This is a genomic window from Algoriphagus sp. 4150 (assembly GCF_031457395.1).
Taxonomy (GTDB): domain Bacteria; phylum Bacteroidota; class Bacteroidia; order Cytophagales; family Cyclobacteriaceae; genus Algoriphagus.
Map to the genome: position 1 here is coordinate 223,798 of NZ_JAVDWS010000004.1, position 15,290 is coordinate 239,087.

Consider the following 15,290-nt stretch of genomic DNA (forward strand, 5'->3'; position numbering starts at 1 on the left):
TTGCTCAATGAAGCGGGATGCTTCCATTGCTTTCTATTTTTAATAATTAGGGGTTTAGTCTGGTTTGTTTCGAAAATCTCAATATTATCGCAATTGAAGATTCTCTTGAACTCTTTTATCAAAGGGGAAATGTCGGGTAAACACATTTTTACATGAGTAGCAAAAATGAATCTGTTTTTTGGCTTAAATTCAATTCAGGACGAGTCAAACATTCATTTATTCAAATAGTCCCTTTAAAAACCCCAATATTTATGAAGAGAAAATTATTACTCCTACCGGTACTGCTTTTAGCCGGGATGACTCTTGCACAGGAAGTAGAACTTGAGGCAATTGAAAAAATCAAAAAAGAAGGCTTGGAAAATTCCAAAGTAGAAGAAATAGCATTTCAACTGGTGGATAAAGCCGGGCCAAGACTTAGCAATTCAGAAGGCTACGAAAGGGCCACAGCATATGCTGTCAAACAATTGTCAGATTGGGGTTTGGAAAATGCTGTTGCTGAGCCTTGGGGTGAATTTGGGCGTGGCTGGGAAATGGAGAAAAGCTACGTCGCTATGACTAAGCCCTATTATATGCCCTTCATTGCGATCCCAAAAGCTTGGACAGAAAGTACCAAAGGTGAGGTAAGCGGTAAGGTTGTTTTCCTGGAAATTCAAAAGGAGGATGACTTTGCCAAATACAAAGGCAAGCTCAAGGGAGCGATCATTGCGATTAAGCCAACAGGTACACAAGAGCCAACGTTTGAGCCGGATGCTGTTCGCTATACCGCAGAGCAACTGCATGGAATGGAGCAGCCAACTTCCAGAGAAAATAATTATACTCCTGAAATGCTTGCTCAGTACAGAGCAGCCCGTGAATTTGCAACTAAAGTCAATGCTTTCATTGCAGAGGAAGGTGCAGCATTGATTATCAAAGGTGTAAACGGGCGCCATGGTACGCTATTTACCAGCAGTCCAAGGGGTTATTTGAAAGATACTCCTGAAGGCGTTCCTGAATTGGAAACTGCTCCTGAAAACGTGAATCTGATGGCAAGGCTTAGCGAAAATGGAGTGGAAGTAGAGGTAGAGGCAGAAGTCAAAACCCGCTACAGAAATGATGATCTTCAGGGCTACAATGTGATTTCGGAGATTCTTGGCTCTGATCCCACATTGAAGTCAGAAATCGTAATGCTGGGCGGACACTTGGACTCGTGGCATGGAGCAAATGGTGCCACGGATAATGCCGCTGGCTGTATTGTGATGATGGAAGCTGTAAGGATCTTGAAAGCAACAGGGCTTCAGCCAAAGAGAACGGTACGGATTGCGCTTTGGGGAGGTGAGGAACAGGGCTTGCACGGATCAAGAGGATATGTGAAAAACCATTTCGGAGACCGTGAAACGATGGAATTGAAACCTGAGCATGAGAAAATTTCTGCATATTACAATATTGATAATGGCACGGGAAGAGTTCGTGGAATATATCTTCAGGGAAATGCTGCAGTTGAGCCCATTTTCAATGCTTGGTTTGCTCCGCTGGATGATATAGTAGAAGACCGTACCATCACTATAGGCAATACAGGCGGTACGGATCACCTGAGTTTTGATGCATTAAGTATCCCGGGTTTTCAATTTATACAAGATCCAATAGAATACAGCACACGAACTCACCATACCAATATGGATACTTTTGAGCGATTGGAACTGGATGACTTAAAACAGATGGCTGTAGTGATCGCCTCCTTTGTGTACAATACTGCGCAGAGAGACGAGATGCTTCCTAGAAAAGAATTGCCACAAAGAGAGTAAATACTAACGAAGCCTGTAAAAAGGGTATGGTGAGTTCCGTGTTTTATTAGTCATTCCACTATCTGCGGATAAAAAAAGGATAAACTGATCAATTATTTAAGGGATTTTTATTTATATTCTGCTGATTTCATTTACAACTGATTAACACTAACCTAAAACTTAAGATTATGGATTTCAAGAAATTATCTATGCTCTGCGTTGCCCTAATGATAGTAGGTATGACAGCGTATGCGCAAAGCGATATTACCGGAAAATGGAAAGCTACGCTGTCCGGCCCTCAAGGTGAAATGGAATTGACATTCAATTATAAAGTCGATAATGAAACGTTGACAGGGACGATTGCAAGCCAAATGGGTGAAATTCCCTTGGAAAATGGGAAAGTAGAGGCGGGTAAATTCAGCTATGACTTTGCTATTCAAGATATGACTATGTCACACACTGGTGAGCTTATTTCTGAGGATGAGCTTAAAGTAGTCTCACAGCGGGGTGAAATGAAACTTACCCGAGTAAAGGAATAAAAAGCTAATATTTTATCATACCCTATTTTAACAAATTACCTGTTGAGATAGGGTGTTTTTTTGACCAGGCGCAATCAGAAAAGTTCACATAGCCTAAAAAATAACCTTTTAGCCAGTTTTGTCTATTTTTGACATGGTATTCCAATAGTTCAATGATAATTAAAAAAAACAAAGCCATACTCAACTGGAGTGGCGGCAAGGATTCGGCCCTTACTTTGTACAAAGTACAACAATCTCAGGAACTTGAAATCGCATGCCTACTTACAAGCATCAGTCAAAAATATCAGCGGATTTCCATGCATGGTGTTCGGGTGGATTTATTGGAAGCACAAGCTGAACGTATTGGAATTCCTTTAGTGAAAATGGAAGTTCCGGATATGCCTTCGATGGAAGTCTATGAGGAAACTATGCGGAACACGCTTAACAACTTGAAGAAGAATGGTATCACTTGCTCTGTTTTTGGGGATATTTTCTTGGAAGATCTGAGAACCTATCGCGAGAATAAATTAGCAGAATTAGACTTGAAGGGCATTTTTCCACTTTGGAAACAGCCCACCAGTAGACTGATTCGGGAGTTTTTGGACTTGGGATTTAAGACAATTACTACCTGTGTGAATGAGAAGCATTTGGATAAAAGCTTCGTGGGGCGGGTGATTGATGAGGATTTTTTGAGAGAACTTCCATCCAATGTCGATCCCTGTGGAGAGAATGGGGAGTTCCATACGTTTGTGTATGATGGCCCAATTTTTAGCAGGCCTATAAATTTTGAAAAGGGGGAGATTGTCCTCAGAAAGTATGAAGCACCGAAAACGGAGGATGATGCTGATCAGTGTTTTTCTAAGGAAAAGGAAGATCCCACTCAATACGGATTTTGGTACTGCGATTTAATTCCGGTATAGCAGGCTATTTTTCAATATCACCCATTCTTACTCCCAGTGTTAATTCAAGTGCGATTTTCTGGCCTATTTCAGCCTCTATTTCTTTTCTGATTTCCTTGAAGTCCTGCTCTGTTTCCGGATCATATACAAAAGTGATTTTCTTCATTATAATTTTTTTGTACCGGTGGCTTACTCAGCATGCTCACTCATTTCTCTCAATCTATCGATGCAGTGATCCAAAGATCGGTAATGATGATAGATTCCTTTCCATATATTTCCTTTTCCGGCAGTTTTCAGCTCAGGTTGTTTGTCCAGCCCACCTGAATACCAGTCTCCATTTTCATGATCGATTAAGTAAGTGTCCATATAGTTCCAGAGTTTAATGAATTTGCCATAATAGTCATGAGGATCATTGGGATATAATTCTGCCATAAGCAAAAGCGCATTCATCCCTTCTGCCTGTGCCCACCAGTTTTTAGTGTCGTGGGTAATTCGGAAACCGTCTTTAAAGTAATAGCCCTCATCATAAAAACCGCCCACGTGTTTATCCCAGCCATTTTCCAAGGCATGATCAACCATCTTCTTGGCGATTTGATGTGTTGTCGTGTCATTTTTCCAACCTAATGTTTCAGAAGCTTCTATCATGAGAAAGCCTGTCTCCACATCATGTCCGAACGAAACATGATCCAATTGATGATGGGCTAGAATAATTTCCTCAGTAGAATCTGCGAAAGTCACCGGTCTCCAATCCGGGTATAGAAAAAGTGTTAGATAGCCTTTATCGGTCACGATTTGATCTCTGATCAGAATCAACATTTCTTCCAATCGATCTCTTACCAGCGGATCTGGCCATACCTGATACAATTCAGTAAATGCTTCAAGTATGTGAATGGAACTATTTTGATCCTTATAGCCCAGATCCGAACTGGATGGGGTAGAAGTAGGTCTGGAAATAGGAGAGCCATCGGGATTTAAGTGCTGAAAGTATCCCCCGTTTATAGCGTCATACGCATGTTGGTCAAGCCAGTAAAAAGTCTTTTTGGCAAGTTCCAGCGCAGATGTATCAGCTGATGCGTCATAGTAGGCTGCTAGGGCAAAGATTCCAAAAGCATTTCCATAGGCTGTTTTCATTGGGTTGCCAATTTGATGTCCCTGCTTGTCCACTAACCAATAAAACCCGCCATTTTCGGAATCCCACATCTTATCCCTTAGGAATTCATAACCATGTTTTGCTCCTTCTTTGTAGTACTCAATTTCAGGATACTTTAGTGAAGCTTTTGCATTTGTCCATACATGCCGGGATTGGGTTACAATCATCTTCTCCTGCTTTTCTTCAGGTTGGAAATCGTAAGAGAAATTGCTCAGAAATCCACCGTCCACAGTGTCAATAGACAGGGTATACCATCTGTCCAGCACTTCCGTTTTAAGATGATGCTCCATCTTATCTGCTATAATTGTTTTTTCGGTTTTTTCAGATAGGGCACATCCAAAGAATACCGGCACTAATAAAAGATATGAGTATCTGATTGACATTGAGAATTTGTTTCTGTGTGATAAAAATCTGGTTGTTTTGAACTAAACTGGACAATTGTCGTTGTATTTATGACAATTGTATAAATTTAACTGATGTGCCATGACTCAATATGCCATTTTCGATCCGGAAGTAGCCTATAATACTACTGATGACTTGTTTATAAACAACATAATTTCACTGGTTAGGCAAGGTGTTTCATTTGAAGATTTTAACAAATTTGCATCAAAGAGCGCGTTTTCATTGTCAGAATGGTCAAAGTATTTGCACATCTCAGAGCGTACTATGCAACGATACCATAAAGAACAAAAGTCCTTTGATTCTTTACAATCAGAAAAGATAATCGAAATAGCATTACTTCAAAAGAGAGGTGTGGAAGTGTTCGGCAACAAGTCAAAATTTCAGAATTGGCTTGAAACACCATGCTTGGCTTTGGGAGATTTAGAACCAAAATCTTTTTTGGACAGCAGTTTTGGAATTACCCTTTTGAAAGACGAGCTGACTAGAATTGAATATGGTGTTTTGGCATGAGAGTTTTTCGTCTTAGTAAAAAGAAGTTCTCAAACGATTTATCGGGGAAAGGAGCAGAATTAGCAGGGGGGAGATGGAATAGTAAAGGAAAGGCGGTGCTTTACACCAGCCAATCAAGGGCACTGTGCACTGCAGAGATCGCAGTCCACACACCCTTGGGTAATATTCCGAGAGATTATGAAATTGTGGAGATTAATGTTCCTGATAGCATTCTTTCTATAAAGGAAATTGAAATCGCTGAGTTGCCTATAGATTGGAAATCAATTCCCCATTCACATGCCAGTCAAGAGATTGGAGATAAATTTCTTTCTGAGAATAAGTTTTTGGTATTCAAAGTGCCTTCTGTGGTCGTACAGGGAGAGTTCAACTTTTTGATTAACCCTGCTCATCGAAGATTTAATGAGGTAGAAATCACTTCAATTGATCCATTTGAGTTTGATTTCCGTTTGTTTATGAAATAAAGCTATTAAAATCATTCCTCAATCAACTTTTTCAAGATTTGAATTGCAGCTTCAGACAGAACCGTTCCAGGACCGAAAACTGCAAATACACCGGCATCCTTTAGGTATTGATAATCCTTTGCGGGAATTACTCCTCCTGCTACCACCATAATATCAGGTCTTCCCATTGCCTCCAACGCTTCGATCAATTGAGGAACCAGTGTTTTGTGACCGGCTGCCAACGAGGAAGCACCGACGATATGCACGTCGTTTTCTATAGCTTGCTGAGCCACTTCTTCCGGAGTCTGGAAAAGAGGGCCTATATCCACATCAAAACCCATGTCCGCAAAACCGGTTGCAATGATCTTTGCGCCGCGGTCATGACCGTCTTGGCCCATTTTGGCTACCATTATTCTAGGACGACGACCTTCCAGTTCCGCAAATTCGTCAGATAAAGCGATTGCTTTTTTAAATGAGTCCTGATTTTTCACTTCTGCTGCATATACCCCGGTGATAGATTTGGTCTGTGCTTGATGTCGGCCGAATGCCTCTTCCATCGCATCTGAAATTTCTCCCAAAGTAGCTCTTTTTCTAGCTGCATCAATTGCCAATTCAAGTAGATTTCCCTCTCCTGATTTTGCGGCCTCAGAAAGAGCTTCCAGACTTTTATTCACTTCCTCTTGGTTTCTGGATTCTTTCACTTTTTTCAATCGGACAATTTGGGATTCCCGTACAGCTTGATTATCGACATCCCGAACTTCAATTTCAGATTCTTCATCTACCTGATAGCGATTCACTCCCACTATAATATCCCGTCCACTATCAATTCGGGCTTGCTTCTTGGCGGCTGCCTCTTCTATCCTGAGTTTAGGCAGACCTGCTTCTATTGCTTTTGCCATCCCTCCAAGCTCTTCCACTTCACTGATCAAAGTCCAGGCCCGCTGCACCAACTGATCTGTCAAAAACTCCACATAATGTGATCCACCCCAAGGGTCCACGACTTTGGTAATATCAGTTTCTTCCTGTAGAACCAGCTGGGTATTTCTGGCAATTCTTGCCGAGAAGTCTGTAGGTAATGCAATTGCTTCATCTAAAGAGTTTGTATGCAATGATTGGGTATGTCCCATGACGGCGGCCAGCCCTTCCACGGCAGTCCGCGTCACATTATTATATGGATCTTGCTCGGTCAGCGACCAGCCGGAAGTTTGGCAGTGTGTTCGAAGTACAAGTGATTTGTCAGATTTTGGATTGAATTGCTTTACGATTTTTGCCCACAGCAAGCGACCTGCCCGCATTTTGGCTATTTCCATAAAATAGTTCATTCCAATGCCCCAAAAAAATGAAAGACGGGGAGCGAACTCATCGATGTCCAAACCGGCTTTCACACCTGTTCTCAAATATTCCAGACCATCAGCAAGTGTATAAGCCAATTCAATATCTGCTGTAGCTCCGGCTTCCTGCATGTGATAGCCGGAAATGGATATGGAATTGAACTTCGGTGTCCGCTCAGAGGTGAATTTGAAGATATCCGCGATAATCCTCATCGAAGACTGTGGAGGATAGATATAGGTGTTTCGCACCATAAATTCTTTCAAAATATCATTCTGGATCGTACCACTAAGCTGTTCCTGTTTTACTCCCTGCTCTTCTGCAGCGACTATATAGAAAGCTAAAATCGGAATCACAGCCCCATTCATAGTCATGGATACAGACATTTGATCCAGAGGGATTCGGTCAAAAAGCAACTTCATATCTTCGACAGAATCTATCGCCACACCGGCTTTTCCCACATCACCCACTACCCTGGGATGATCAGAATCGTACCCTCGGTGAGTGGCCAGATCAAATGCAACCGAGAGGCCCTTTTGACCTCCGGCTAGATTTTTTCTATAGAAAGTATTGGATTCTTCTGCCGTGGAAAAGCCGGCATACTGACGGATAGTCCAGGGGCGTATACAGTACATTGTACTATATGGTCCCCGCAAATAAGGAGGAATTCCTGCCGCAAAATTAATATGGGTGAGCTTCCCGATCTGCTCAGAATCAAAAGAAGGAGGAATGGAAATTTGCTCAGGTGCCACCCAATTGGGCTGATCTTCCAGTTGGGCAGATTGAATTTTCGAAGATTTCCAATTTTTCAAATCCGGTCTCATGAGTTGCTCAGGTTATTTTGTTCCACAAAGTATGTCGCCCGGCTTGGCAGTAATTCAAAGTCTTTCTCTGTTATGGGTGCAAAAGGAAGATGGTTTTCCAGCTTGTCTTTGGCGAGGTATTTATTTGCACCGACTTTTATCAAGGAATCTGCCAGAACTTTCTTTTGAGCAGTTTCACGGCTTTTTCGAATTTCGGCATGCAGCGTGCGGTCTTCGAAGCTTTTCAGCCAACCACCTTGTTCTTCCAATTCTTGTAGACCTGAAATCACAGCTTTTTCAATCTCTGCTTGAAGCACTTCCATATAATATGATCCTGCTGCCGGATCCATGACCTTGTCTAAGTAACTTTCTTCTTTTAAAATAGAAGAAACATTCCTGGCAATTCTCTTTTCCAATACCGAAGCATTTTTGCTTTCTACAGGATTTACCCAGAGTGAATTCGCACCTCCCAGAATTCCCGCTATAGCTTCATAAGTCTGGCGGATGAGGTTGGTGTTTTTATCCATGAGGGATTTGCTCCAAATGCTTGTGGAGGCGATGATGTATATGTTCTCCACTTTTATTTGCACACCGTAATTACCTGCTAACTCTACGATCAGCTTGCGCAAAGCTTTCACTTTGGCAATTTCTGCGAAATGTGAATCACCTATAGCAGTATGGAAAGCGGTGTTTTCAAACACTTGACGTGCTGAGATGCTTTTCTTTGATAACTTATCAATCAGTTCAATGACTTCTCCCAAGCCGTACGTCAGTTCTTGAATTCCGGTTGCTCCGGTATTTGCATAGCGCGATAAGTCAATAGTCATCGGATAGAACTCTCTAAACTCCCTAAAGTCATTTATTGTCTGTGCTGCAAGATCAATCCCCAAATTGAAATTTTCCCCACTTCCAAATAACTCATCGCAGGGATTCCAACGAATGGCCCCACTCAGCATAGTAGGCTTCAGATTCAGAGATCCTATCCATTCTTGAATCAATCGGAGAAACAATGCACTTTCTGCCGTAGGAGAGAAAATTGTTGTAATATATTCCGTGTGAACTCCTTTGAGAATTCTGTTTAGATTTTGGGTTCCTTTCAGATGCAGGATAAGTCCATCTGCTCCATTTTTAAGCGTATTCAGGATTTCCTCATTTGAGGATTTTTCATTTTCCGGGTAAAAGGGAACCAAATTAGTCCATATTCTGGGCGACATCCCCGGGATTTTCGAGTCAGGATGAAATTTGTATTCCTGAGTAAGGTCTTTTAAGTCTTCTGAAGTGTAGAATGGTTGAATTTTGATTTTTTCCCAAAGTGTGGACGTAAGGGTGTCATCAAAATCCTTTCCTTTTAAGTCTTGTTTTACCTGATCTACCCAGTCGTTTTTGCCGGTTGGGATGAACGTATAAAAGTCCTGATTTGTCATAGTTGGGTTTAAAGTTTCACTGAATCTGAATTTATGTAAATAAAAACCATTACTTTATTGCTAGTTATAGATCGGAATGGCCTTTATCAAAATTAGGAAAATGCAGGGGAAATCCAGATTCTAAATTAACCGCTTTGAAAATCCGATTAGTTTCTGACTTCTTTTCAAAAGATTGAAAACTAGAATAGTTAGCATTAGTGACCAATAAGCCCTTTATAGTACACGAATGTGGATGCTTCAAACCGAAAAGGATTTTGTGGCCAAATTTCCTTCGGTTGGAAATAAGTAGTTGTCCAAAAATTCAATATTTCAAGAAGAAATCCATTTTTTATTTAAGTTAATTTTCATCAAATTTGACACCCTTGCACCTACTGCAAAATCTTTGTTTTTCAGAAATCTTCTCTAATGAGTTCAGAAGCTAGCGCCGTTTGGAATGAATGTTTACGTGTTATCGAACAGCACGTCAATGAGCAGAGCTTTTCAACTTGGTTTAAGCCTATTAATCCCGTCAAACTTGAAGGTACTTCGCTGACCATTCAGGTACCAAGTCAATTCTTCTATGAATGGTTGGAGGACAATTATGTACAGGAATTAAAGATTGCCATTAAAACCACATTGGGGCAGAGTGGAAGATTGGAATATGCTGTTGTAGTAGATCGGGGAAACTCATCAAATCAGCCTTATGTGGTTTCATTTCCTCAGGGGAATTCCGGGAATAAGAAGTATCAGGCGCCCGTAGAGCCTGATAAGACCCCTTTTGAGATGAAGTCGCTTAATGCAGAAGCATTGACGAACAGCAATTTAAATCCTACTTATACTTTTACCACTTATATAGAGGGGGATTGTAACAGACTGGCGCGATCAGCGGGCTTTGCTGTGGCTACAAAGCCGGGCATTACTTCTTTTAATCCGCTGATGGTCTACGGCGGAGTAGGGCTGGGCAAAACCCACCTTGTCCAGGCGATCGGTAACGAGATCAAAAATGGTCCTGAAGACAAATTTGTGTTGTATGTTTCTTCGGAGAAATTCGTAAATCAATTCATGGATTCCATCAAGGACGGAAATGTGAAAAGCTTTACCAATTTCTATATGCAGGTGGATGTGCTGATCATTGATGATATCCAGTTCCTTGCAGGAAAAGACAGGACACAGGAGATGTTTTTCCATATTTTCAATCACCTTCATCAAAGCAAGAAGCAAATCATTATGACTTCGGATTGTCCTCCTAGGGATCTGAAAGGCTTGGAGGAGCGATTGCTTTCCCGCTTCAAATGGGGGCTGACTGCAGATTTGCAGATGCCTGATTTTGAGACCAGAGTGGCGATTATCCGTCGGAAAATGCAGTCTGAGGGAATTGTCATTCCCGATGATGTGGTGGAATACCTAGCTTACACCGTGGATACAAATGTGCGTGAATTGGAAGGGATTCTTATTTCGCTTATTGCACATGCTTCGCTGAATCGGGTGGAGATCAGTCTTGAGCTGGCCAAAACCGTGATGAAGAATATCATCAAGGATATAGAAACGGAGGTAGGTGTGGATTTTATTCAAAAGACTGTTTCGGAATATTATGGAATTGCACTTGATGATCTCAAGGCGAAAACCCGTAAAAAGGAAATCGTGACAGCTCGACAGGTTGCAATGTATTTTTGCAAAGAATTTACCAACCATTCCTTGAAGTCAATAGGTTACCATTTTGGAGGAAGAGACCACTCTACCGTAATTCACGCTGTACAGACGGTGAATGACATCATGGAAACAGATAGCTCATTTAGAAATGCTGTGCTTGAATTGAAGAAGAAGTTTAAGATGAGGTCTTATTAAGACATGGTTGCCTCCAATTAGCCGTAGCCTTATTTCTTTGCTTGTCCGGTTGCCTGCCCTCGGGGAGGTGGGGAAGACGGGAGACCGAAGACAGGAGTGGCATAAATTTGAGAGATGTACTTTTTTAGCATATTTGATTTTTCCACTCGGTAAATAGGCGGTTTTATCCGTTGTTTTGCACCGGATTTTACCACTTTCCAAAGCTGCTTTTTATACCACTTTAGAGTAAGTTCTACTCATTCAGCTTTTTGACCATGGTATCTTCGAACCGCTGTAGCAGTCTGATGTACCTCTTCTGGATGTTCTCCAAGAATTTCTCCTGAGTGTCAATAGGATAAACCGGGTTGTATTGAATCCGGTCTATAACAATGTCCAGCCAAGCTTTTCCATCATCTATTAAATCCGCATGAAAAGCCTCTACAGTCAAATCTCTAGAACCTGAGAATGGACCTTTTCCTAGCTGGAGAAAATACTTGGTAATTACATTCAGTGCCAATTCATGGGTTCTCTCAAAATGCCTCAAGAGATCTCTTGATTGCGCCTCGTTTAGCTTCCCGTTTTTTGCACGGTTTGAATAATCGGTGAGATCAGCTAATGCGGTGCTGAATTCTTCCAGATACTTCTCGCAGGACTTTGTGTCAGTTTTCATTGCTTAAGGGTGATCTATGTAATTCAAATTAGTGAAAAATGATAGATAAAGTATAATGTTAAATAAAAGTTAATAACTGGGGTATTTGTGACTTGAGAACTAAAAAACCGGCACGAAAAAAGAGGGGTTTAAAACCGATTTCAAACTGAACCACTAAAAATGATTTTTTTTGAGCGAAGTGGGTCTGAAGGTGGGTGATATTTGACCTAAATTTGCATAAGAAAAAGATGATGGGTTGTTATTCTCTAATTTGAACTATCTAAAATGTTGAAATGGATTTTTTTGGTTTTTGGTAAATTTGATGGATTTTAATTTGTTTTCAAATTTCTCTCTATATATTTGGTCGATTATGAAACATTAACATTTTTAATTATCATATTTCATCAAATAAACCAAATCTCATATGAAGAAAATTTTACTATTTTCTTTCCTGATGGTCATTACAGGGTTAGCCTGGGCCCAAACCCGTACAATTGATGGTACGGTAACGTCATCCGCTGACGGGTCCTCTTTACCTGGTGTAAGCGTCCTTCTGAAAGGAACACAAAATGGAACAATTACCGACATAGACGGTAAGTACCAGTTGTCTGTACCAAGTACAGGCGGAGTATTAGTATTCTCTTTTGTAGGCATGTCCTCAACAGAGATTGCCATTGGAAATCAGTCAACAATAAATGCACAGTTGGCAGATGATGTAACTCAGCTTAATGAGGTGGTAGTCACAGCCTTGAACGTAGAGCGTGAAAAGAAGACGCTGGGATATGCTACACAAGAAGTGACCTCAGAAAACCTTCGGGTAGCGAGAGAAACCAATTTGAATGAGGCACTTGCAGGTAAGATTGCAGGTGTTCAGGTCGTTTCTGGCTCTGGAGCCAAATTTGGGGAAGCCGTAGTGCGTATTCGTGGTGTTAGAGGATTTGGAGGAGGTTCTCCTCTCTACGTAGTAGATGGAGTTCCTATTGCAGATCCTGCTTCTATCAACATGGATAATGTGGCAACTATTAACGTCCTAAAGGGAGCAAACGCATCTGCATTGTATGGTTCTCGTGCCAAAGAAGGGGTTATCATCATTACCATGAAGAAAGCCAAGGCGGGAGTGATGACTATTGACTTTAACAATACGACTACATTTGAGAATGTGTCTGTAATGCCTAAGTATCAAAATGAATATGGTGGTGGTTATTCTCAGGATTTTGAGACTTTTACCTTCAACCCGGCAACTGATGATCCTGCTCTTGCAGGACTGAACGGAGCGCTTATTCCTAATTTTTCTGCGGATGAAAGCTGGGGCCCCCGTATGGATGGCCGCCAAGTAGCACAGTGGGATGCCTTCACCCCGGGAACTGATACATATGGTCAGACCAGGCCTTGGTCACCTAATCCTAATAACGTAAAGAACTTCTTCAACACCGGCGTAGGTGTACAGAATAGCTTGACAGTAGGGAAAGCCGGTGAAGGCTACAATGTGAATGCCACGGTAACCAATGTAAACAGAACCGGTGTATTGCCTAATACCAAGCAGGAAAGAACTTTTTTGAACTTGAATGCAAATGTAGATCTTGCAAAGGGGTTGGTTATGCGGGTGATGGGTAACTATAACAGAACCAATACCTTTGGGAACTTGACAGAGGGGTATCAAGGCAGTGTGTCACAAAACTTTAATCAGTGGTTTCAGCGTCAGGTAGATATGGATTTGTTGAAGAAATATTACAGAATGCCGGATGGTAGATATACCAGCTGGAACATTAATTCTGCAAGAAATTCCAGACCTCTCTATTGGAATAACCCTTACACTGAACAATACGGCAACATTGCTGAAGCTCAAAAAGATGTGTATAACGGCAAATTTGGCTTGTCTTACGAGATCATAGACGGACTATCGGTAGTAGCGAATGCCAGCCGATACTATGAATCATCTTGGTGGGATGACCGCATAGCTTCCGGTACGCTTGAGCTTGATAGATATAGACAAGGTACTGAGGAAGCAACTGAGGACAACTTTGAGTTTATGGGACAGTATAGTAAGGTGACTGAGAATTTCTCTATTTCAGCTCTAGCCGGTGGTAATATCAGATTTAACAAAGATCGCAGAAATAGATTGGAAACTGCGGGTGGGCTATCTGTTCCTGATTTATACAATATTGGTGCATCAGTTGACCGTCCGGTTGTTACTAATCGAATCCGTCAAAGAGAAGTGAGATCTCTTTTTGCACAAGTCAGTCTTGGATATAAGGAAATTTTGTTTCTTGATGGATCCGTGAGGCGTGATTGGGATTCAGTATTGCCAATAGATAATAATGCGTTCTTCTATCCAGCAGTCTCTACATCGTTTATATTCTCCGAGCTATTGGGTAGTCAAAATATTTTGTCTTTCGGTAAACTTCGAGCAGGCTATGCAGAGGTAGGTGGCGAACTGGATCCGTATCAGCTGGATCCAGCTTATACCTTGAGAATTCCATACAACGGTAATCCTTCAATGACCTATCCTAATGAACTGATAGATCCAAATTTGCGCCCTAGCACTACCTCAGCTATTGAAGCAGGTATAGAGTTGGCATTCCTTAATGGCCGTATCCGTACAGATTTCTCTTACTTCTATTATGATAATTCTAATGACATTATTAGGACTGAGGTGCCAAGTACAACCGGTATAAATGCCTTTACGATCAATGCAGGTAAGACTTATACTAAAGGATGGGACGCGACTATAGGTGGTACTCCTATCAAAACAGCTTCTTTTAATTGGGATATTAACTTCAATTTTGCACGAAGTAGAAACTTTATTGAGGAGATATATCCTGGAATTGATGCGCTTCAGCTTGTGAACGGTTTCCTAGGGGACCGTGTAGCAGGAGGCTGGGGATCTATCTCTGCAAGAGCCAAAGTGGGTGAAGAATGGGGGACTATCATAGGTGCCAAATATGAGAGAGATGAAGCGGGTAGAATTGTAGTAGGTAGCGACGGTATTCCTTTGCAGGTTCAAAACCAAGTCTTGGGTACAGTACTTCCTGATTACACCGGAGGTATTTTCAACAGATTTACTTATAAGGATTTTGAACTAAGCTTCACTATTGATTGGCAGATTGGTGGCAAGATCAACTCCATCACCAATATGTTTAACGCCTATTCCGGCTTAGGCCAAATGACTGTAGGTAACAACGACCGGGGAGTCCCTATGCGTAACAGCGCTGAAGATGGAGGCGGTCTGAAGTTTGACGGAGTTTTCGCAGATGGAACAGAGAACGATATCTACCTAGAAACAGATGCCTATTGGAAAGCATTGTTTGGTTTGCATGAAGCTTGGGTTTATGATGCCTCTTACGTGAAACTACGCGAAATCCGATTTGGATACAATTTGCCTCAAGCATTACTACAGCGGACGAAGGTTCTCAGAACAGCTTCCTTGGCTGTAGTCGCAAATAACCCTTGGTTGATCAAGACCAATGTTCCTGGACTGGATCCTTCCCAGTTGTCAGGTGATACCAGAACTGCACGTAATAACGGTGCTTGGGTAGATAGTGGGCAGCTTCCTGCTACACGTTCTGTAGGTTTTGATATTCGTCTAGGATTCTAAAAATAAGA

General features: G+C 41.6%; 12 protein-coding genes. 7 read left to right on the forward strand and 5 right to left on the reverse strand.

Annotated elements, in window-relative coordinates:
• Positions 1-251 precede the first annotated feature (251 nt).
• The 3 genes from J2X69_RS08655 to J2X69_RS08665 all read left to right on the forward strand — a co-directional run bounded on the left by J2X69_RS08655 (position 252) and on the right by J2X69_RS08665 (position 3,198).
• Positions 252-1,781, forward strand: coding sequence for a M20/M25/M40 family metallo-hydrolase (locus tag J2X69_RS08655; protein ID WP_310101580.1), 1,530 nt, complete (start codon positions 252-254; stop codon positions 1,779-1,781).
• Between the two features lie 167 nt (positions 1,782-1,948).
• Positions 1,949-2,299: a hypothetical protein gene (locus J2X69_RS08660; protein ID WP_310101583.1), complete on the forward strand. Its 351-nt coding sequence runs from the start codon at positions 1,949-1,951 to the stop codon at positions 2,297-2,299.
• 152 nt (positions 2,300-2,451) lie between these two features.
• Positions 2,452-3,198, forward strand: coding sequence for a diphthine--ammonia ligase (locus J2X69_RS08665; protein WP_310101588.1), 747 nt, complete (start codon positions 2,452-2,454; stop codon positions 3,196-3,198).
• A gap of 4 nt (positions 3,199-3,202) precedes the next feature.
• Here the strand turns inward: J2X69_RS08665 and J2X69_RS08670 are convergent, their stop codons facing one another.
• Together J2X69_RS08670 and J2X69_RS08675 are read right to left on the reverse strand one after the other, a co-directional pair.
• Complete coding sequence (locus tag J2X69_RS08670) at positions 3,203-3,343, reverse strand: hypothetical protein (RefSeq protein ID WP_310101591.1); 141 nt, start codon at positions 3,341-3,343, stop codon at positions 3,203-3,205.
• 23 nt (positions 3,344-3,366) lie between these two features.
• Positions 3,367-4,710, reverse strand: a complete 1,344-nt coding sequence (locus J2X69_RS08675) for an AGE family epimerase/isomerase (protein ID WP_310101596.1) — start codon at positions 4,708-4,710, stop codon at positions 3,367-3,369.
• A gap of 100 nt (positions 4,711-4,810) precedes the next feature.
• Here J2X69_RS08675 and J2X69_RS08680 point away from each other — a divergent pair, with 100 nt between their 5' ends.
• Positions 4,811-5,239 carry an antitoxin Xre/MbcA/ParS toxin-binding domain-containing protein gene (locus J2X69_RS08680; protein WP_310101599.1) on the forward strand — a complete coding sequence of 143 codons (429 nt, stop codon included), beginning with the start codon at positions 4,811-4,813 and terminating at the stop codon, positions 5,237-5,239.
• Positions 5,236-5,700, forward strand: a complete 465-nt coding sequence (locus tag J2X69_RS08685) for an RES family NAD+ phosphorylase (protein ID WP_310101605.1) — start codon at positions 5,236-5,238, stop codon at positions 5,698-5,700. Before J2X69_RS08680 ends, J2X69_RS08685 begins: the two co-directional genes overlap by 4 nt.
• A gap of 11 nt (positions 5,701-5,711) precedes the next feature.
• Here J2X69_RS08685 and scpA read toward each other — a convergent pair whose 3' ends face one another.
• Positions 5,712-7,832, reverse strand: coding sequence for a methylmalonyl-CoA mutase (gene scpA / locus J2X69_RS08690; RefSeq protein ID WP_310101610.1), 2,121 nt, complete (start codon positions 7,830-7,832; stop codon positions 5,712-5,714).
• Positions 7,829-9,235: a methylmalonyl-CoA mutase family protein gene (locus J2X69_RS08695; RefSeq protein ID WP_310101613.1), complete on the reverse strand. Its 1,407-nt coding sequence runs from the start codon at positions 9,233-9,235 to the stop codon at positions 7,829-7,831. Before J2X69_RS08695 ends, scpA begins: the two co-directional genes overlap by 4 nt.
• A gap of 405 nt (positions 9,236-9,640) precedes the next feature.
• Here J2X69_RS08695 and dnaA point away from each other — a divergent pair, with 405 nt between their 5' ends.
• Positions 9,641-11,059: a chromosomal replication initiator protein DnaA gene (gene dnaA / locus J2X69_RS08700; protein WP_310101616.1), complete on the forward strand. Its 1,419-nt coding sequence runs from the start codon at positions 9,641-9,643 to the stop codon at positions 11,057-11,059.
• A gap of 232 nt (positions 11,060-11,291) precedes the next feature.
• On the opposite strand, the gene J2X69_RS08705 is transcribed toward dnaA, so the two are convergent.
• Positions 11,292-11,708 (reverse strand): nucleotidyltransferase substrate binding protein, encoded by a 417-nt coding sequence (locus tag J2X69_RS08705; protein ID WP_310101619.1) that lies wholly within the window; start codon positions 11,706-11,708, stop codon positions 11,292-11,294.
• Positions 11,709-12,111: 403 nt separating this feature from the next.
• On the opposite strand from J2X69_RS08705, the gene J2X69_RS08710 reads away from it, so the two are divergent.
• Positions 12,112-15,282 carry a SusC/RagA family TonB-linked outer membrane protein gene (locus J2X69_RS08710; RefSeq protein WP_310101621.1) on the forward strand — a complete coding sequence of 1,057 codons (3,171 nt, stop codon included), beginning with the start codon at positions 12,112-12,114 and terminating at the stop codon, positions 15,280-15,282.
• The last annotated feature ends 8 nt before the right edge of the window (positions 15,283-15,290 follow it).